Below are 19,648 nucleotides of genomic sequence, written 5' to 3'. Positions count from 1 at the left end.
GCCGGCGGCAGACCATATAAAATGTTGCTTTGGGCTTATTATATCACATTTTGAGGAGGTTGTGTCAAATGTTGTGAAATAATGGGGAAACACCACTTCCTTGACAGGAGATGTGCTTGCTGGTATACTTAGTAATACTAAATAGTAATGCATAGTAACATGGAGGAGGGAGACGCGGATGGAGGACCGGTATCTCCGCCAGTTCAAGAAGGGCTCCCTGGAAATGATTTTGCTCAGCTTGATGGCACAGGGAGAAACTTATGGTTATGAAATCATTACCCGCCTCAATGAACATGGGGGCGGAGTGATGGGAATGGCACGGGAAGGAACGATTTATCCCATCCTTTACCGTCTGGAGGAAAATGGGTTGATCCGCTGCCGTGTGGCCCCCGCTCCAGCCAATGGCGGCAGCAGAAAGTATTATTCCCTCACCGATCTGGGAGAGAAAACTCTTTTGGAGCTGGCGGAGTTTTGGGAAAGCTACAGCCGGTGTGTGGAGGAGTTTTTGCAGCCGGTGCGGCAGCGGCGGAAGGAGGAAGAGCTGTGAAAGAGGAATATTGCAGAGCGGTGGCCAGAAAGCTGGACCTGAGCCGGAAAGATAAACAGCGGGTATTGGAGGATTTGGCCGATACCTTTGAAGCAGGCAGAGAGCATGGACAGACAGAGGAACAGATAGCAGAGCATTTGGGTCCGCCGGAGGATTTTGCACGGGAGATAAACCTTCAGCTGGGCGGAAAAAGGAAACGTTTGTGTCTGCTGCTGGGATGTTTTTGTGGAGTGCTGTGCCTTGCGTTTGCAGCAACTGCGGTCTTCCTCAAAGGCGCAATGACAGGTGGGCTCTTTCCCCAGGATGCTATTGGAGGGGCTGTGACCGTCACCGCCATTGAAGTAGTGGGAAACCCGGGGATTTCTCCGCTGATGATATTGGTACTGCTGTCACTGGCAGCGGGCATACTGGCAGTGATATTACTGCGGCGCTTTAAGGCTACCGGGAGGAACAAACAATGAAAAAAAGAGCGTGGATCATTCCTATTATATTGGTGCTGACGGCGGCAGTGGCGGCCGGGATCTGGCAGAGTGGTCAGCCCCCCAAGGCCATTGGTACCCTGATGCAATTAAAGGAGGGGGTCTGGCCTGATAACGATTACACCAAGGGAATTCCCCGGCCGGAAGGGGAAGTGGTGCGGGGATGGATCGATCTGGAGAAGGGGTATTGCTATATCCAGATGACATCAGTGCCGGACCCGGAGGGCTACCTGGAGCTTTTGACCCAGGAGGGCTTTGAACAGGCGGAGGGAGCCTCGGAGGAAGTTTCCTCGGGATACCTGATGACCAAGGGAGAAAAATCGGTGAGCATCAGCTGGTCCGGAGATCAGGGGGATATGGGGCTGTATATCTCCAATCAGGCGGTCCGGTAAAGGTCGTCACCCCTTTTCTCAAGCAAAGGGATCATGTACTTCTCCAGAAAAAGGTTTGTGCGGTTGTGGCGCATAAAAAAGGCGTTCCCACTTCAACAGTGCGGGAACGCCTTTTCAGTCTGTAAAAACCTGATTCCAAAAAACAAAATTCAAAATCACAAAAATCAGGACATGTGCCTGATTTTTATACCACGACCCGCGCCCACCGGGGCGCGAAACCGGGGGTATCGCCGCTGGTTTTGTCAGGAACCTGCGGCGTATCCAGGGGGTTCCCACTTCAACAGTGCGGGAACACCCTTTTATCTTTTTCTCTTACACCGTGAAAATATCAGTCCAGTCCCTTCATGGTCAGGGAAATACGGCCACGCTTCAGGTCCACATCCAGCACCTTCACTTTTACCACATCTCCTACCTTCACTACCTGGGAAGGATGCTTCACAAACCGCTCCGAAAGCTGGGAGATATGGACCAGACCATCCTCATGAACGCCGATGTCCACAAAGGCACCGAAATCCAGCACATTGCGTACCGTTCCGGTCAGGATCATTTCCGGCTTTAAGTCCTCCATCTTCATCACATCGGTGCGGAGGATGGGAGGGGGCAGCTGATCACGAGGGTCCCGCCCCGGCTTCATCAGCTCATCGATAATATCCCGCAGGGTGGGAACACCGATCCCCGCTTCCTCAGCCAGCTTTTCCAGTCCTTGGTCCTTTGCCCGCTGGGGCAGCGTGGAGAGAGCCTCAGTTCCTACGTCCGCCAGCTGGAAGCCGCACCGCTCCAGCAGCAGGGCAGCTGCCTTGTAGCTTTCCGGATGGACAGCGGTGGCGTCCAGGGGATTTTTGGCCCCGGGGATGCGGAGAAATCCGGCGCACTGCTCATAAGCCTTTTTCCCCAGCTTGGGTACCTTCAGCAGCTGGGAACGGGCGGTGAAGCCGCCGTTTTCCTCCCGGTAAGTCACCACATTCTTGGCCACGGCGGCGTTGATCCCAGCCACATGGCCCAGCAGGGAGAAGGAGGCGGTGTTCAGATCCACTCCCACCGAGTTGACGCAGCTTTCCACCACGCCGCTGAGGGTGCTGTCCAGCCGGGCCTTGGGCATATCATGCTGATATTGACCGATGCCGATGGCCTTTGGATCGATTTTCACCAGTTCCGCCAGAGGGTCCTGGAGACGCCGGGCAATGGAAACAGCGCTGCGGAGGGAAACGTCAAATTGAGGAAATTCCTCACTGGCCAGTTTGGAAGCGGAATAGACCGAAGCGCCCGCCTCGCTGACCACCATATAGGACAGGGGCAGACCGCTTTCCCGGATCAGCTGAGCCACAAACTGCTCCGATTCCCGGGAGGCGGAGCCGTTGCCGATGGAAATGACCGACACCCCGTGCTTTTCAATGAGTTTCAAGAGAATCTTTTGCGCTTCCGCCACCTTGTTCTGGGGCGGAGTGGGATAGATGACGGTAGTATCCAGCACTTTGCCGGTCTCGTCCACCACTGCGATTTTGCAGCCGGTACGATAGGCGGGGTCCAACCCCAGCACCACCCGCCCCTTTACCGGCGGCTGCATCAGCAGATGATGAAGATTTTCCCCGAATACTTTGATGGCCTGCTCACTGGCGGCTTCAAAGAGCGTGGAAAAAGTTTCGTTTTCCAGGGAGGGAGCAAGCAGACGCTTCCAGCTGTCCGCAGCCGCTTCAGCTACAGCTCGCCCACAGGGATTTTTGGCGGTGACGGCATGGCGGCACAGCAGTGCCACCGCCCGGTCTCCGTCCAGCTGAAGGGAGGCTTTCAGCGCCCCCTCCTTTACGCCCCGGTTGATGGCCAGCACCCGATGGGGCGCGATACGTCTGACCGCTTCGGAAAAGTCGGCATACATGGCGTAAACAGCGCTTTCCGGGTCTCCGGTGGTGACAATCACCCCCTGATCCTGAATCAGCTGCCGCAGCTCTCCCCGGATGGAAGCGTCATCCGACAGCTCCTCGGCAATGATATCCAAAGCCCCGGCCAGGGCATCCTCCGGGGTCTCCACTCCTTTTTCCGCAGAGACATATTCCCTGGCCATATTCAGCGGCTCTGCCAGGGTGTTTTGAGCCCGGATCGCTTCCGCCAAAGGGGCCAGGCCCCGTTCCCGGGCAACACTGGCGCGGGTTTTCCGTTTCTGCTTATAGGGACGGTACAGGTCCTCTACCTCTGCCAGGGTCTGGGCGGCGGCGACGGCGGCCGACAGCTCCTCGGTCAGCTTGCCCTGTTCCTCAATGGAGGAAAGAACTTCTTGACGGCGCTTGTCCAGATTCCGCAGATAGGTCAGCCGGTCATCCAGGTCCCGCAGCTGGCTGTCGTCCAGGCTGCCGGTCATCTCCTTGCGGTAACGGGCGATAAAAGGAATGGTGTTGCCGGCGTCGATCAGGTCCACAGCGGCCTGCACCTGTGAAACCCGGAGAGAAAGCTCCCGGGACAGCTGTTCAATCAAATTCATAGACAGGGTCCTTTCTGTTGATATGGAGGTATTATAACATGAAATGGAGACGGGGAAAAGAAAAACCACGGCGAAAGGGCATGGTGGGAGATATGGGCAGTCCTCAAAAATCAACTTGGCACATTTATTATCCATCGGAATGAAGCTTTCGCTCTTCGCTGCCGCAGTACGGGGCAAAAGGGCTTGGGGTGCTGCTATGTCCGCAAAACAACCTTTCGCTTTTAAGGCAAGTTTGGATTTGTCTGCAAAAAAAGCGGCGGCAGTTTATCTGCCGCCGCTTGAGCGTGTCGAAAAAGTTCGACACGCTTCCAGGGGGTATCCAATACCCCCTGGATACGCCGCCTGGTTCCTGACGAAACCAGCGGCGATACCCCCGGTTTCGCGCCCCAGTGGGCGCGGGTCGAGGTATAAAAATCAGGCGCATGTCCTGATTTTTATGATTTTGAATTCTGGTTGTGCCTTGGAAGAGGTTCCTCAACAGACTGAAGCGGCGGCAGTTTATCTGCCGCCGCCCTTTAACTGTGATATGGAATACTGAAACATTCAAAAAAACGGAACCTTTGGTCTGGTCATGATTTTTCAGTAGCCTTCGGCCTGAGGAATTTCTTCCATGGGCGGGAACTTCAATTTGGTCAGACAGAAGGCGAACAGCAGGGAGCTGATGCCCCAGGTAAGGGGATAGGCCCAGTAGACCACCTGAATGGTGGGGAAGATACGAACTGTGACCGTGATATAGGTAATGCGCAAAGCACACCAGATCAGCAGCATGATGGCCATGGGAATAATGGGACGGCCCATTCCCCGAAGGATACCGGCGCAGCAGTGGGAGAAGGCCAGCAGGAAATAAAAAAGAGCTACTGTGCGGGCATAGTTGACGCCGTAGGCGATCACCTCCGGCTGGTTGTTGAAGGCAGAGACGAAAACAGGTGAGAGGAAGAAGATGATAACACCAATGACCTCCGCCAGCAGGGGACTGCACAACAGACCGAAGCGGATGCCCTTGCGCACCCGGTCATACCGCTGGGCGCCGATGTTCTGGCTGACAAAGGTGGAGAGGGCCAGCGCAAAGCAGGTGATGGGCAGGAAGGCAAAGCCCTCCACCTTGGCGTGAGCGCCGCATCCGGCCATAGCTGCGGAACCGAAGACATTGATGTTGGACTGGACAATGACATTGGCCAGAGCGATAACAGAGTTCTGCACGCCGGATGGGATGCCCAATCCCACCACCCGGCGAAGCATGGGCAGATCAAAGCGAACCTGCCGCCAGCGCACGCCATAGGCCTCCTGGGTAAGGCTGAGCTTGCGGAAAGCAAGGAAAGCGCTGACCACCTGACTGATGACAGTGGCCAGGGCGGCGCTGCCCACGCCGAAGCCCAATACAGCCACAAACAAAAGGTCCAGCACAACATTGACGATGGAGGAGAGAATCAGATACTTCATGGGGCTGCGGCTGTCGCCCACCGATTGGAGGATGCCCGCGCCGATATTATACAGCACCACCGCGCTGCATCCAAGGAAGTAGACCCGGAAATAAAGCACTGAACTGGACATCACATCTTCCGGTGTACCCATCCAGCGAAGGATCTGCGGGCTGAGAGCCACACCCAGCACAGTCAAGGCGATGCCGCAGGCAAGCCCCATCGCCACAGTGGTATGTACTGCCCGTTCCAGACGCTCACGATCCTGAGCCCCATAAAGCTGTGCGATCAGCACTCCGGCGCCCAGCGCCATGCCGTTGACAAAGCCGATCAGCAGCATGATGAGACTGCCCGAAGAGCCGACGGCGGCAAGGGCCTGCTCACCGATAAAGTTGCCCACGATCAGGGAATCGGCGGCGTTGTAGAGCTGTTGGAACAGATTGCTGAAAAAGATGGGAATAGCGAAAAGAAGCATCTTTTTGGGAACGCTGCCTACAGTAAGGAGATTCTGGTCCTGCAAAAATGATCATCGCCTTTTGTGTCAGAATAAAGGATACCGGCCCGAAAGCGCGGTATCTCTTGTTTCCATTGTAGCACGGCGCAACAGAAAAGTACAGGGCTGTTTGCCAGCCTTTGGAATGGACTTGGTCGCCTCAGGCTCCGGGGATGCAGCCATACCACCCAAGAGCCTGCAGCGGATAGAAATCAGTGTCCCTCCACAGGGTCACGCTTCAAAAGACGCCGGTAGGTGGCGTCAATGGCAATAGCTCCCAAAGGCGCTGTAATGAGGATGGCCATCACCGCGGCAGTCAGCACCATTTGACCGCAGGCAAGACCCATAGCCAGGGGGACGCCGCCGATAGCCGCCTGGACCGTGGCTTTGGGGCAGTAGGCCACCATCGTGAACAACCGCTCCTTACGGGACAGACGGCTGCCGGACACCGAGACCAGAACCCCGGCTATACGGAATATCAGCGCCCCCAGAATCACCAGCACCACCGCGCCTCTGGACAGCAGGGCGTACCGGAGATCCACAGCGGCTCCCACCAGAACAAAGAGCAGCAGCTCCGCTGCCACCCACAGCTTGCCGTACTTGGCGGAAAGACGCTCCGCCACTTCCCGGCGGCGCAGCCGAAGGGTGACCCCCAGGCTCATCACCGCCAGAAGGCCGGAGAAGCCTATCACCCCGGTGAGGTGGTCCTCCACTGTTACAAGGAGAAAAGAAATGCTGAGGATGATCAGCACTTTCAGGCTGTCTCTCAAATGGAAGCGGCGGAACAGCAGGGAGAGCCCCAGACCGCAGAGCACACCTCCCGCGATACCCAGCACAATGGAAATGGGAATACGGGCCAGATCCAAAGGTGAAACGGACCCGCCGGAAGCCAGGCGGGTGAAGGCGCTGAACAGGACGATGACAAAGACGTCGTCCACCGAAGCCCCCGCCATCACCAGTTGGGGCACCCCGGCAGAGCGGCCCCAGCCTTCCTCCATCAGCCGCAGCATCCGGGGCACCACCACCGCTGGAGAAACCGCTGCCAATACTGTCCCCAGAATGGCGGCCTCCAGCCGGGAGAGCCCCAGCAGAGGCGGAGCCAGCAGCAGGATACCGATGATCTCAAAGGAAGCGGGAACAAAGCACATCAGCACTGCGGGCCGTCCAACCTGCCGCAGCTCGTCCAGCTCCAGATTCAGCCCCGCCCGGGTGAGGATGATGATGAGGGCGATTTTCCGCAGATCGGCGGAAATGCACAGGATAGAACTGTCCAGAAGGTTCAGCAGACTGGGACCCAGCAGCATTCCTGTCAGCAGCATCCCCAATAACGGGGGCAGCCGCAGCCGATGGAACAGCCCTCCCAGGATCATTCCGCAGAGAAAGATAAGCGCGAGACTTAAAAGCATGATCAAAAACTCCTTTTAAAGACAGATCCATCTGCCTTGAATGATATATTTTTGAGCGTGCCGCAAAAATTCAGCACACTTCCAGAGGGACTCAGTCCCCCTGGATACACCGCCTGGTTGCTGACGAAACCAGCGGTGATACCCCCGGTTTCGCACTCCGGTGGGCGCGGGTCTATGATTGTGAATTTTGTTTTCCCTTGAAACCGGTTTTTTCTATAGTCTGGATATATTTTACAGATATTCTTATGAAAGAAAAACAAATCGAGGGATATTTGCAGTCATATGAAAATGGTGAAAATCACCGCCAGAGAGACAAAAAAAGAGCTGGTGACCCTGTGAATTCGATCACAGAAGTCATCAGCTCTTTAAAAAGCGGTTCAGGCTCACGGCCCCGGGAGAACTTCATTCCCTCACGATGGGACATTATAACGCCGGAGAGAATAAAAAGCAAGAACTTTTTGCAGTGGAAATGGGGTGCGGCGGTTTACCGCCGCACCCTTTGGCCGCCTTGGCGGCCAGAATCTTTTTTCCTTATAAAATGGAAATCATCCCCGCCGCGAGCAGCGAGTGGATTGTCCGGCTTTACCCGGACAACCGGCGAGCGGGTGACATTGCCCTTGCCGGGACAGGAGCAGAAACTATCCCTCCACATCGTCTCCATTAAGCCTAAAAGGTATCAGCCAAAACAGCGGCAGGCTACCATCTTTTTTCCTTATAAAATGGAAATCACCCTCGCCCCCAAAAGGTTGGTAGCGCAGCGGAGGCGTCGTGAGGGCGCTTGTACCCTCAAAGGGCACAGGCAACCGAGCAGCCGAAGCAAGCGGGACCTTTTGGGGGGAAGGAGCGGTAACGGAGCGGGTGAGGAATGCCCAATTCTCAATTGGGTGTTCCGAATGCAGCGCAGTCCACCGCGACGCGGGTTTCCAAAGGGACGAGTCCCTTTGGGCGTATCCCCTCATGACCTTTGGTACCAATCATACCTTTGGCCGTCCTCCCGCATCTCCTTGTCAGCTTTTGGATGACTCCCCCTCAAAACTCCTCCTTGAGGCTGCGGAGAAACAGCTGCTCCAGGGCCTCCCGAGGGGCAGATACTCCATCCAGCACTTGGCGCACCGCGTCACAGATGGGCAGCTCCACCTGGTACCGCTGCTCCAGCAGGGCCAGGGCACGGGCGGTTTCCACTCCCTCTGCCAGCTGGCCAAAATCCCTGCCGGTAACAAAGGCTTCGCCATAGGCACGGTTGTGGCTGTGGGGAGAGAAGACGGTAGCCTCATAATCTCCCAGATGGGCAAGGCCGTAGGCACTGCGCCAGTCGCCCCCCATAGCTTCAATCAGCCGGGCGATTTCCCGGGCTCCCCGGGCCATCAGTGCTCCTTTCAGGGAGGAAAGGCCCAGGCCATCCAGCATACCGGCGGCAATACCAATCACATTTTTGGAGGCGGCTCCCACCTCGGTCCCGATCAGATCCGTACCATAATAAAAACGGATGAGAGGCCCCCGGAAGGTCTCCACCAGAGAAGAGGTCACCTGTCTGTTCTGGGAATCAATCACCATACAGTTGGGTACGCCCCGGGTGAATTCCTGCACATGACCGGGGCCCACCCATACGGCAACCGGTGTATCGGAAAAAACAAATTCTTCCACTACCTGGCTCAAACGCAGGCCCGTGCCATTTTCAATCCCTTTCATGCACAAAACAATGGGTTTTCCCCTCAGCTTTTCCACCGGAAGGCTGCCCATCAGTGCCCGGAGGCTTTGAGCGCCCACTGAAACGACCAGAATTTCACAGTCCTCCACAGCAGCCTGCTGATGGGTGGAAAAGGCCACGGTTGGCGGAAAGGTGATCAGGCCATTTGAGCGTGTGCGTCGGAACTGCTCCAGATGGGAGGAACCAGGACGGCCGCAGAGGGTCACCTCATGCCCCAGAGTGTCCAGATACCAGGCCAAAAAGCTGCCCCAGCGTCCACACCCAATAACAGTAATTTTCATCAAAAGACACATCCTTTTTCTCTCAAATCTCTCAAGGAACTGGTCCTGTTGTTCTATTATACAACAGCAGCGCAAGCCTCTTTTTGTGGTTTTGGAAAAATAAATGCAAATTCTTCTTTCGATGATATCCCTGATCAAAGCATATTTTGGGGCGGCGGCAATATATTCTAAAGCCCAACAGCCAATTTCAGAACACCGATAACACCCCTTTCCTTTTCCGGGACAGGAGCACAATGGGGCGGGAAAGTTGTGGGAAAGCAGTGAGTTCCGCTGAGCAGGTCGTTTTTCACCAGGAGCAAGAGAAAGGGTCTCTTTTTTACAGTTGCGGACTTTTTGACAAAGTAACAATTTTTTTAAAAAACTTTCATTCGCTCCCACCATTTTTTTCAATTGCGCTTCACATTTATCCATTATTATAAGGTCACAGTTCAGGAAGGACCTGGACAGCAGGAACTGAATTCATAAAGCGGGAGGTTGTTCAGAATGTTTGAGAACAACGGCTATAACCATAATGAAAATGAACGGCAGAATTTTGATCTGAATCGCATGAACTATTACCAGCCCTACAGCACCCCTTCCGGTGAGCAGAGACCCCCGGAAAGGAAAAAACACCGCAAAGGCCGCAATATGGCGCTGGTGCTGGCAGGCTGCATGGTGGTCTCCGGTGCGGCGGGCTTTGGCGGCGGATATGCGGCCCTCAAACTGATGGGCGGCGACAGCGGCACTGTCATCTATCGTTCCGTGGTCACCGAAGGAACCTCTTCTTCGTCCTCAGGTGAGGAGCTGAGCGTCAGCCAGGTAGTGGAGAAGGTTTCTCCCTCGGTGGTGGAGATCACGGCGGAAGTCGTAGGCAGCGGCGGGTTCTTCTCTTCCCAGACCGTTTCCGCCAGTGCCGGCAGCGGCGTCATCATTTCTGAGGATGGCACCATCGTCACCAACAACCATGTCATTGAAGGCGCCAACAAAGTGACAGTTCGGCTGTATGACGGCACCGAATATGACGCGGAAATTGTGGGGGCAGATTCCAAGACGGATCTGGCTGTGCTGAAAATTGATGCGGAAGGCTTGACTGCCGCCGTGATCGGCAGCTCTGACAGTCTTCAGGTGGGCGATACCGCCATTGCTGTAGGCAATCCTCTGGGCGAGCTGGGCGGAACCGTTACAAACGGTATCATCAGTGCTTTGAACCGGGAGGTTACCGTAGAAGGCGAAAACATGAGCCTGCTGCAAACCAATGCCGCCATCAACCCCGGCAACTCCGGCGGCGGACTGTTTAACAGCAAGGGCGAGCTCATCGGCATTGTCAACGCCAAGACCTCCGGCAACGGAGTGGAGGGACTGGGATTTGCCATCCCCATTGATACTGCAATGCCGGTCATAGAGCAGCTGATCTCCCAGGGCTATGTAGGCGGAAGATCCAAAGCGGGCGTGACTTTGGTGGATATTCAGGATTTCTCTACCGCCATGCGGTATGGGGTCCAGTATCTGGGTGTTTATGTTTATTCCGTAGAGGAAGGCAGCGGCGCTGAGAAAGCCGGTCTGCAGCAGGGCGATTGCATCCTGGAAGCGGATGGGGAACAAATTTCTCAGGTGTCCGACTTCAAGTCCGTGATTGAGAACCATAATCCCGGCGATACCATTTCCCTGACCGTTCTCCGGGATGGCAGAGCCAAAACCCTGGACCTGACACTGGATGAAAGTGTTCCGGAGCAGCCGGAAGTGCAGACTACCGGAGTTTTGCAGTAAATTCCATAATTTTTCCAAAAGCAGAATAATTGCTGAGGCACCGGCCCCTCCCCATGTAAAGAAAATTGGGGAGGGGCTGATTTTTTGTAAAAAACCAAGGGGGTGAGCCCCAAAAATCCTTGGGCGATAGGATAAAAAAGAAAAGCCTTCCGAAAAAGCTTCAATGCCGATCTTTTCCGGAAGGCTCTTTTTATATTCCGTTTTACATCAATCATCCAGGCGGATGCCGCTGCGTCCCTTTTGGGCCGCTTCTTACTTTTTGCATACTCCTCTGCTGCGGCAGCTGGGACAGGCTGCTACACCGCCCAGAGCAGTTTCCCGCAGCTCTGAAGGCATGGATTTGCCCACAGCCAGCATGGCGTCCACCATTTCATCAAAGGGAATGTCCAAAGCTGCGTCAGCCAGCGCCAGCTCCGCCGAAATCAGTGCGTTGGAAGCGCCCATGGCGTTGCGGCTTTGACATGGGGCCTCCACCAATCCGCCAATGGGGTCGCACACCAGCCCCAGGATATTGGCCAGGGCGGTGGAAGCAGCCCTGAGGCACTGCTCCGGCGTGCCGCCCATCAGCTGTACCGCAGCCGCGGCAGCCATAGCGGAAGCAGCTCCCACCTCTGCCTGACAGCCGCCTTCCGCTCCGGCCACAGTGGCGTTGCGGGAAATAAGGTAGCCTACAGCCGCGGCACAGAACAGCGGCGGCAGCATGTCCTCATCGGTAAGCCCGTGTTCCTCCTGCAGGGCCAGCAGCACCCCCGGGAGCACCCCGGAGGAACCGGCGGTGGGTGCGGCCACAATCAGGCCCATGGAAGCGTTCACTTCCAGCACGCCCATAGCGCAGCTGATAGCTCTGGCCATGAGAGAGCCGCAGATGGACTGTCCCGCCAGCCGGCGCTTTTCCAGCCGGGACGCCTCTCCTCCGATCAGTCCGCCCATGGTCTTTTGCGGGGTTTTGCGGGCGGTGCCGGCGGCGTCTTTCATAATGCTGTAGGCGCGGCGCATACGCTGAAAGGTTTCCTCCTGAGAATGTTCCAGTACAGTGATTTCCCGCTGTACCATCACCTGGCCGATATCCATACCCTGACTGCTGCACAGCTCCAGCAGCTCATGGGCGTTTTTGAAGTTCATGATTTCTTCCTCCCGTTGATCAGATGGTGATAAGGGTGACGTTATGGATGTTGTCCTGGGAACGGATCTCCTGGGCGGCAGCTTCAGGGATCTGACCGTCCGCCTCTACAATGGTATAGGCGATGTCCCCTTTTCCTTCCCGATACATCCGCATAAAGGCAATGTTGATGTGATGCTCCGCCAGTACCCGGGTAATGGCGGCCACCACACCGGGAGTATCCAGCTGACGGACAATGAGGGTGTTGTATTCGCCGGAAAAGCGAACCTTGACGCCATTGATGCGGGTGATGCGCACCGCGCCGCCGCCTACCGAAACACCGGTGATCCGCACCTCTTCGCCATCCTCTCCGCGGAGAGAAATATCCACTGTATTGGGATGCACCTCACGGTTTTCTGTGTTTTCCTCAAAGGAATATTGAAGTCCTGCCTGATCCGCCAGGGAAAAGGAATCCCGGATCCGAAGATCTTCTGTATTCATCCCCAGGATACCCGCCAGCAGCGCCCGGTCAGTACCATGCCCCCGATAGGTGCGGGCAAAGGAGCCATAAAGGGTGAACTGGACAGAGGCCGGACGGGAATGAAGCATTTTTCCCGCCAGCAGGGCGATGCGCAGTGCGCCCGCCGTATGGGAGCTGGAAGGCCCCACCATATTGGGGCCGATGATGTCGAAAATGCCGGTGTCAGCCATGATCATTCTCCATTCTTTCCGTTCTTTTTGTTGTGGGTTCAGGATGATTCAAATTTTCCAGCAGTCTGGGATTTTCTTTGGCCAGGAACAGTACCTCCCGGCGGGTGCAGCGGTAGTCCCCATCCCGGCGGCGGATATAGGTCCCCTGAAAGGGATCATCCCCCAGATAGACAGGACGGCGCTCCCCGGGAGCGGGAGGAACCTCGATGACAAGAATATCTTTTCCCTCCTCTCGCTGGATATAAACATTGCTGCGGGTGAGATGAAGATTATGGATCAGTCCTGGGTCACCAAGGGCGGCCCAGAAATCTTCTTCCAGCGCTTCGGCATCGGGCAGACCAAACAAACGCAGCGTATGGTCCGGCTCCTCCGCCACCCCCAGCAGGACGACGCCTCCGGCGGTGTTGGCAAAAGCGGAAAGGGTTTCCCACAGGCTTTCCGGCAGGCCGCCGGTGGCTTGCTTTGCTTCCAGAAAAACGGTTTCCCGCTGCCCCTCCAGCTGCCGCAGCCGCTGGGGACGGGGAAATCCCCGAAGAATGCGGGCCTGTTCCAGCAGCTTTCGGTATATTTCCAGCATATGGGGTTCGCCGCACACCTCTTCCAATTCCGAAAGAGGAATCCATCGGACAGCGCTGTTTTCGTCCCGTTTGCAGCGGACAGGAAGCTGGTCGTCTGCCTCCAGCAGGAAGTCCAGGTCCAGATGCAGGTGGGGCGGAACATACTCCTCCCGCCGCCAGTGCCCCCGCACCGCCAGAATATTCAGAGAAGCGGGCTGCTCCATCAGGGGGCGGACGGAAACACCGGTCTCCTCCTCCGCTTCCCGAAGGGCCACCGCAAGGGGATCCGGGTCACCGTCGGCATGACCTCCGGTAAAGCTCCAGGTGCGGTAGATATTGTGGCGCACCAGCAGGACATGGGTCATATCCCTGTTGAGGATCAGGCCGCTGCTGGCAAAGTGGGCCACCATATTGTCCCGGGTCAGCAGTCCGTCCGGGAACAGCTCCGCCAGACGGAGCATCTGCAGGCGGTCTCCTTCCTCTTCCAGGGTTCGTGGACGGTATTGCTTCACCATTTGCAGATAGTCCATAAAGGCAGCCTCCTTGCTGCTGTTGTTTTACGCTTCTATCATACACCATAAAAGTGTCTTTGGCACCACTATTTTGTTTTTCTTTTGCAAAATATGTTCCCGGCGATTTTGGCGGGGGAAAACGGGGAATGAACAGGGGATAAGAGAGGAAAAGGCAGAATAAAAAATAGGGCGGTTTTCCCTGCTGGCGGGAGAGGTAAAGCATAAAAGCGTCATAATTTTTCCCTTAAAAAGGAAAACCAAGCCTTTTTTTCGGTAAAAAGTACAGAAATGTTATGATTACAACTTAATATTCGAGCCAGGTTGTCAGATGAATAGTTGCATTTTTGGCGTGGAGCGTTTGTAGCAAATGTCAATTGACGCCTGAATTTGCAATGTATTTTGTTCGTTTAAACCTGAATAAATTCTCTATAACCGCTTTACATCCCTAAAATCGGGTGGTATAATGGCAACAATATCATATATAGAGAAAGAAGAACGGTGAAAAAAGAAAAATTCCGGTTTCGGTGGTGCTTCGCTGATGCTTTTTTCTGTTTGCACCAAACTGGTCCAAAAGTTGCATTTTTGAAGGTGATGCTGTGATGAAGATCGTGGATATCCGCACCGGCTCGATTCGTATTCCGCTGGAACGGCCTTTCAAGACCGCTCTGCGGACAGTGGAGCAGGTGGAGGACATAGTGGTTCGTGTCACTGCCGACAACGGCCTGGAAGGCTATGGTGAGGCGGCGCCCACGGCCGTTATTACCGGAGACACCACAGGTTCCATCCTGTGCGCCATTCATGATTATATCCGTCCCGCGCTGGTGGGAATGGACCTGGAGGATCTGGATGGAGTGATGACCAAGCTCCACAGCTGCATGGTGAAAAACACCTCCGCCAAAGCTGCTGTGGACATGGCTTTATACGATTTGTATGCCAAGAGCCTGGGACGTCCTCTTTATAAGGTATTGGGAGGGCACCGTACCCACTTTGAAACGGATCTGACCATCAGCGTCAACGATATTCCCACCATGGTGGAAGACAGCCTGGACGCTGTGGCCAAGGGATATCATATCCTGAAGGTGAAGGTGGGCAAGGAAGGCTTAAAGGATGTGGAACGCATCGCCGCCATCCGCCGGGCCGTAGGACCGGATGTGGACATCCGGGTGGACGCCAACCAGGGCTGGAACGCCAAGGAGGCTGTCCGGATCATTACCGCCATGGAGGACAAAGGGCTGGATATCCAGCTGGTAGAACAGCCGGTAAAGGCCCATGACCTGGCGGGAATGGAGAAGATCACCAAGCAGGTGGCAACCCCCATTCTGGCGGATGAGAGCGTTTTCTCCCCGGAGGACGCGGTGGAGATCATCCGGCGGGGCGCAGCGGACCTGATCAACATCAAGCTGATGAAAACCGGCGGTATCTGGCAGGCGCTGAAAATCTGCGCTGTGGCGGAGATCTATCAGGTGCACTGTATGATCGGCTGTATGCTGGAAAGCAAGCTTTCCGTCAGCGCCGCGGCTCACCTGGCGGCAGGCAAGGGGATCATCACTCTGGCGGATCTGGACGGTCCGTCTCTGTGCAAGTATGATCCCTATGACGGCGGCCCCATTTATGAAGGCGCAGGCATTGCCATGACCGATGCCCCCGGTGTTGGTGTGGGCGGTATTCCCTGTGATCATTGGGAATAAAGACGCAGTTCTTCTGTCAAACGCGGGACTGTGGTCCGGCGTCTGCTTCAGAATGATAAATCGGATTTCACTATAAGGAGGAAAAGAGAAGATGAAAAGACTGATATCCCTGGTCCTGAGCCTGGCGATGATCCTGAGCCTGTCTGCCTGCGGCTCCGGCAGTTCCAGCAGCAGTTCCGCCGGCTCCAGCGCCGCCGGTTCCAGCGCTGCTTCGGAAGGCTCCAGCGTTTATCGCAAGCTGTACGGCTCTGAGGCCACCACCCTCAACTACCTGTATTCCAGCAAAACGGTAGATATGGAAGCTGCCGCTCAGGGTGTGGATACCCTGGTGGAGTACGACAAGTACGGCAATGTACAGCCCGCGCTGGCCACTGAGTGGACCACCTCTGAGGATGGCCTCACCTGGACCTTCAAGCTCCGTGACGACGCGGTGTGGGTCCGCAATGACGGTACCGAGTACGGCCCTGTTACCGCTCAGAACTTTGTGGACGCTTTGCACTGGGTAGTAACTCCCGAGAACCAGTCCACCACCTCTGAGATCGTGTGCAGCGTCATCAAGAACGCCGCCGAGTTCTACGCCGGCACTGTTACCGACATCAACGAGATCGGTGTCCGGGCGGTGGATGACACCACTCTGGAGTATACCCTCAATGCTCCCTGCCCCTATTTCCTGTCCATGCTTACATATGTCTGCTTCATGCCCGTTCAGGGTGACTTCCTTAAGGAAATGGGTGACCGCTTTGCTACCACTGCAGACACCATGCTTTACTGCGGCGCCTATCGTCTGGCAGACTTCCAGCCTCAGGTTTCCCACACTTATGTCAAGAACGACAAGTACTGGGATGCTGACAATGTCTTTATTGAAGAGATCCAGGAGACCTTCAACAAAGAGGCTCTGACCCTGGCTCCCACCATGTATCAGAGAGGCGAGACCGACTATGCCGTTATCCCCGCCGATCTGCTGCCCACCTGGATGAACGATCCTGAACTGAGCCAGGTGGTAGGTCCTCAGCGCAATGGTTACTTCACTTATTTCTACGCCTTCAACTTCTATCCCCGGTTTGACGAAGAGTATGAGCCGGACAACTGGACCCTGGCGGTCAACAACGAGAACTTCCGTAAATCCATCTTCTATGGTCTGGACCGTGTGAAGGCCAAGGCCATTGAGGAACCCTATGATCCTGAGAGCCAGCTGAACAATACCCTCACTCCTCCCAACTTTGTTTCCAACAGCGAGGGTGTGGACTACACTCAGCTGGAGCCCCTGAAGGCATACACCAACGATCCCACACATGGCTTTGACACCACAAAGGCGTTGGAGTACAAGGAAAAGGCTGTGGAAGAGCTGACCGCTGCCGGCGCCACCTTCCCTGTAAAGATCCTCATGAGCTACAACCCCTCCACCGCCAACTGGGATAAACAGTGCCAGATCGTGGAGCAGCAGCTGGAGGAGACCCTGGGCAAGGATTATATCGACATTATTCTGGTAGCTGGTCCTGCCACCAACTTCCTCTCCCAGGTCCGTCAGGCGGGCGACTACGCGCTGATGCTGTGCAACTGGGGCCCTGACTATGCCGATCCCGAGACCTATACCGATCCTTTCGGCGTAGGCTCCACCTACAACTGGCCTGAAATGGCTACCGATCCTTCCTATTTCACCGATCAAGTGTATGCGGAGGGTACTCCCGGCCTGGATCCCCAGTATGTAGGCCAGCCCATCACTGTTTACAATCAGATGCTGGATACCGCGAAAGCGGAAAAACTGGATATTGACGCCCGGTATGAGCTGTTTGCCGAGGCGGAGGCTTACTTTATCGAGCACGCCTTTGTGATCCCCTTTGCGGTGAGAAACGACGGCTACTGCGTCAATATGGTCAGCCCCTTTGACCGGCCCTTTGCGCCCTTTGGTGTTTCCACTCTCAAGTATAAAGGCGCGAAGCTGCTGGAGAAGTCTATGAGTCTGGAAGAGTTCCAGGCTGCCGAAACTGCCTGGGAGACTGCAAAAGAGGCAAGCCAGTCCTGATGATTGCTCTTTGAAACGATGAACCATCCTCACCCCGAAGGTCCCGGCGGCGAAAGCCGTCGGGACCCCGGGGATTCTCCTTTGTTTGCGGGCGGAAACAACGTCACAGCTTTTGCGGCGCTGTTTGCGTCCGTGAACCTACTCCAAAAGAAAAGGAGCGCTGCTCATGTTCAAATACCTGCTCAAACGGCTGGCACAAGCGGTGCTGACGCTGTTTGTCATTCTGACCATCATCTTCTGCCTGCTGCGGCTGATGCCGGAGGAGGGCTATCTTGGCGACAGCTATGATAAGATGACCGAGATCCAGCGGGAAACGATCCTTACCGAAATGGGCCTGCGGGATCCCATCCCGGTGCAGCTGGCCAAATTTTATACGGATCTGTTTCATGGTGATTTGGGCACTTCCTGGATTTATCGCCCCAATGTTCCCATTTCCGAGATCGTCGCGGAAAAGGCTCCCATCTCCATCCAGATGGGGCTGCTGGCCATGGCGCTTTCTTTGGTGGTAGGTATTCCGCTGGGTGTTTTTATGACCCGTTTCAAGGACGGCATTCCTGATAAACTGGGAATGGCCTTTGTGGTGCTGGTGATGGCGATTCCGTCTGCGGTTTATCACCTGTTTATCCAAACCTACGCGACGGAATGGCTGGGACTGCCCATGCTCTTTAAGGAGGGGGATTTTTCCAGCTGGATTCTGCCCACCATCTCCCTGTCCCTTTACAACACCGCCACCTTTGCGCTGTGGATGCGCCGGTACATGGTGGATGAGCTGAACAAGGACTATGTCCGGCTGGCCCGGGCCAAGGGTGTGAAAAACTCTGCCATCATGGCCCGCCATGTGTTCCCCAACGCCTTTGTGCCGCTGATCCAGACCATCCCTTCCATGATCCTGCTGACAGCCATGGGCTCCATCTATGTGGAATCCCTCTATTCCGTGCCCGGCATGGGCGGATTGCTGGTAGATGTCATTCAGCGGCAGGATAACGCTATGGTTCAGGCTTTGGTGCTCATCTACGCCTCTTTGAGTATTGTGGGCCTGCTGCTGGGAGATATCCTCATGGGCATCTGCGATCCCAGAATCACCTTTACATCGAAAGGAGGCGCCCGCTGATATGAAAAAGTTTCTGGACGGCGCACCTAACCGGGTGTCCGATCATATTGAGGAAATGATTTCCGACAAGGATTTTACCTTTGCAAACTATGACGAGGCCGCTGCGGAACGGGTCACCTGGTCGGATTATTCCTACTGGCGCTCTACCTTCCGGGTGTTTTTCAAGAACCGCACGGCGGTACTGCTGCTGATTCTGCTGGCAGCGCTGCTGCTCTTTACCTTCATCCAGCCTCATCTGCCGGGGCAGCGTCCTGCCACCCTTATCAACAATGACCCTGAAACAGGAATGACCCTGTTCAATGTTCAGCCCAACGAGGAGTTCTGGTTCGGTACCAACTCCATCGGTCAGGACCTGTGGAGCATGGTGTGGAGCGGTACCCGCACATCCCTCATCATCGGCTTTACCGTGGCGCTGTCCGAAGTGGTCATCGGCATCACCGTGGGAGTGCTGTGGGGCTATGTCCGCAGCCTGGACCACATTATGACCGCCCTGTACAACGTGCTGGACAATATTCCCCAAACGATTCTGCTGATTCTGATTTCCTACATTCTCCGGCCCAGTATGTCTACCATCATTCTGGCCATGTGTCTGACCAGCTGGCTGAAGATGGCCCGGTTTATCCGCAATCAGATCGTGATCATCCGGGACCGGGATTATAATCTGGCCTCCCGCTGCCTGGGTACTCCCACCTATCGCATCATCCTGCGGAACCTGCTGCCCTATCTGGTGAGCGTTATGATGCTCCGCATCGCCACCACCATCCCCGAGGCCATCGGCAACGAGGTGTTCCTCACCTATATCGGCTTGGGTCTGCCGGTGAGTATCCCCTCCCTGGGCAACCTCATCAACACCGGCCGCGGAATGCTGATGTATCAGTCCCTGCGGTATCAGCTGATTTTCCCGGCCATCGTGCTGTCGGTGGTCACCGTTTCCTTCTATATCATCGGCAATGCCTTTGCCGATGCCGCAGACCCCAAAAATCATATGTAAAGGAGGCGCTCAG

16 protein-coding genes and 1 riboswitch are annotated in these 19,648 nt (G+C 55.6%); of the genes, 9 read left to right on the top strand and 7 right to left on the bottom strand.

Going from position 1 to position 19,648, the window contains the following annotated elements:
- Nucleotides 1-178: 178 nt before the first annotated feature.
- From BQ5383_RS03625 to BQ5383_RS03615, 3 genes are read left to right on the top strand one after another with little or no spacing between them, the layout of a single operon-like run.
- Nucleotides 179-547: a PadR family transcriptional regulator gene (locus BQ5383_RS03625; protein ID WP_071429371.1), complete on the top strand. Its 369-nt coding sequence runs from the start codon at nucleotides 179-181 to the stop codon at nucleotides 545-547.
- Entirely contained in the window at nucleotides 544-1,008 is a 465-nt protein-coding gene (locus tag BQ5383_RS03620) for an HAAS signaling domain-containing protein (protein WP_071429370.1), read from the top strand. Before BQ5383_RS03625 ends, BQ5383_RS03620 begins: the two co-directional genes overlap by 4 nt.
- Nucleotides 1,005-1,418 (top strand): hypothetical protein, encoded by a 414-nt coding sequence (locus BQ5383_RS03615; RefSeq protein WP_071429369.1) that lies wholly within the window; start codon nucleotides 1,005-1,007, stop codon nucleotides 1,416-1,418. The genes BQ5383_RS03620 and BQ5383_RS03615 overlap by 4 nt, the downstream gene beginning before the upstream one ends.
- A 328-nt stretch (nucleotides 1,419-1,746) precedes the next feature.
- Here the strand turns inward: BQ5383_RS03615 and BQ5383_RS03610 are convergent, their stop codons facing one another.
- Nucleotides 1,747-3,891, bottom strand: a complete 2,145-nt coding sequence (locus BQ5383_RS03610) for a Tex family protein (protein WP_071429368.1) — start codon at nucleotides 3,889-3,891, stop codon at nucleotides 1,747-1,749.
- Between the two features lie 43 nt (nucleotides 3,892-3,934).
- Here BQ5383_RS03610 and BQ5383_RS03605 point away from each other — a divergent pair, with 43 nt between their 5' ends.
- Complete coding sequence (locus BQ5383_RS03605; protein WP_071429367.1) at nucleotides 3,935-4,429, top strand: hypothetical protein; 495 nt, start codon at nucleotides 3,935-3,937, stop codon at nucleotides 4,427-4,429.
- Between the two features lie 41 nt (nucleotides 4,430-4,470).
- On the opposite strand, the gene BQ5383_RS03600 is transcribed toward BQ5383_RS03605, so the two are convergent.
- The 3 genes from BQ5383_RS03600 to BQ5383_RS03585 all read right to left on the bottom strand — a co-directional run bounded on the left by BQ5383_RS03600 (nucleotide 4,471) and on the right by BQ5383_RS03585 (nucleotide 9,197).
- Nucleotides 4,471-5,784, bottom strand: a complete 1,314-nt coding sequence (locus BQ5383_RS03600; protein WP_071429963.1) for an MATE family efflux transporter — start codon at nucleotides 5,782-5,784, stop codon at nucleotides 4,471-4,473.
- Nucleotides 5,785-6,014: 230 nt separating this feature from the next.
- Nucleotides 6,015-7,208, bottom strand: coding sequence for a cation:proton antiporter (locus tag BQ5383_RS03595; protein ID WP_071429366.1), 1,194 nt, complete (start codon nucleotides 7,206-7,208; stop codon nucleotides 6,015-6,017).
- Nucleotides 7,209-7,549: 341 nt separating this feature from the next.
- Nucleotides 7,550-7,627, bottom strand: a riboswitch (Fluoride riboswitch).
- A gap of 610 nt (nucleotides 7,628-8,237) precedes the next feature.
- Nucleotides 8,238-9,197 (bottom strand): NAD(P)H-dependent glycerol-3-phosphate dehydrogenase, encoded by a 960-nt coding sequence (locus BQ5383_RS03585; protein WP_071429364.1) that lies wholly within the window; start codon nucleotides 9,195-9,197, stop codon nucleotides 8,238-8,240.
- A 483-nt stretch (nucleotides 9,198-9,680) separates the two neighbouring features.
- Here BQ5383_RS03585 and BQ5383_RS03580 point away from each other — a divergent pair, with 483 nt between their 5' ends.
- Nucleotides 9,681-10,943: a S1C family serine protease gene (locus tag BQ5383_RS03580; protein ID WP_071429363.1), complete on the top strand. Its 1,263-nt coding sequence runs from the start codon at nucleotides 9,681-9,683 to the stop codon at nucleotides 10,941-10,943.
- Between the two features lie 252 nt (nucleotides 10,944-11,195).
- On the opposite strand, the gene sdaAA is transcribed toward BQ5383_RS03580, so the two are convergent.
- From sdaAA to BQ5383_RS21460, 3 genes are read right to left on the bottom strand one after another with little or no spacing between them, the layout of a single operon-like run.
- Nucleotides 11,196-12,065, bottom strand: a complete 870-nt coding sequence (sdaAA, locus tag BQ5383_RS03575; RefSeq protein WP_071429362.1) for an L-serine ammonia-lyase, iron-sulfur-dependent, subunit alpha — start codon at nucleotides 12,063-12,065, stop codon at nucleotides 11,196-11,198.
- 19 nt (nucleotides 12,066-12,084) lie between these two features.
- On the bottom strand, nucleotides 12,085-12,753 hold the full coding sequence (gene sdaAB / locus BQ5383_RS03570) for an L-serine ammonia-lyase, iron-sulfur-dependent subunit beta (RefSeq protein WP_071429361.1): 669 nt from the start codon (nucleotides 12,751-12,753) through the stop codon (nucleotides 12,085-12,087).
- On the bottom strand, nucleotides 12,746-13,840 hold the full coding sequence (locus BQ5383_RS21460; RefSeq protein ID WP_071429360.1) for an NUDIX domain-containing protein: 1,095 nt from the start codon (nucleotides 13,838-13,840) through the stop codon (nucleotides 12,746-12,748). Before BQ5383_RS21460 ends, sdaAB begins: the two co-directional genes overlap by 8 nt.
- Nucleotides 13,841-14,421: 581 nt before the next feature.
- Here BQ5383_RS21460 and BQ5383_RS03560 point away from each other — a divergent pair.
- The 4 genes from BQ5383_RS03560 (at nucleotide 14,422) to BQ5383_RS03545 (ending at nucleotide 19,635) form a co-directional block, all read left to right on the top strand.
- Nucleotides 14,422-15,510 carry a dipeptide epimerase gene (locus BQ5383_RS03560; protein ID WP_071429359.1) on the top strand — a complete coding sequence of 363 codons (1,089 nt, stop codon included), beginning with the start codon at nucleotides 14,422-14,424 and terminating at the stop codon, nucleotides 15,508-15,510.
- Between the two features lie 91 nt (nucleotides 15,511-15,601).
- Nucleotides 15,602-17,533, top strand: coding sequence for a peptide ABC transporter substrate-binding protein (locus BQ5383_RS03555; protein WP_071429358.1), 1,932 nt, complete (start codon nucleotides 15,602-15,604; stop codon nucleotides 17,531-17,533).
- A gap of 166 nt (nucleotides 17,534-17,699) precedes the next feature.
- Nucleotides 17,700-18,644: an ABC transporter permease gene (locus BQ5383_RS03550; protein ID WP_071429357.1), complete on the top strand. Its 945-nt coding sequence runs from the start codon at nucleotides 17,700-17,702 to the stop codon at nucleotides 18,642-18,644.
- A gap of 1 nt (nucleotide 18,645) precedes the next feature.
- Nucleotides 18,646-19,635: an ABC transporter permease gene (locus tag BQ5383_RS03545; RefSeq protein WP_071429356.1), complete on the top strand. Its 990-nt coding sequence runs from the start codon at nucleotides 18,646-18,648 to the stop codon at nucleotides 19,633-19,635.
- Nucleotides 19,636-19,648: the final 13 nt, after the last annotated feature.

It is taken from the genome of Angelakisella massiliensis (assembly GCF_900104675.1).
Classification (GTDB): Bacteria; Bacillota; Clostridia; order Oscillospirales; family Ruminococcaceae; genus Angelakisella; species Angelakisella massiliensis.
This window is presented reverse-complemented; position numbering and strand designations above follow the sequence as displayed.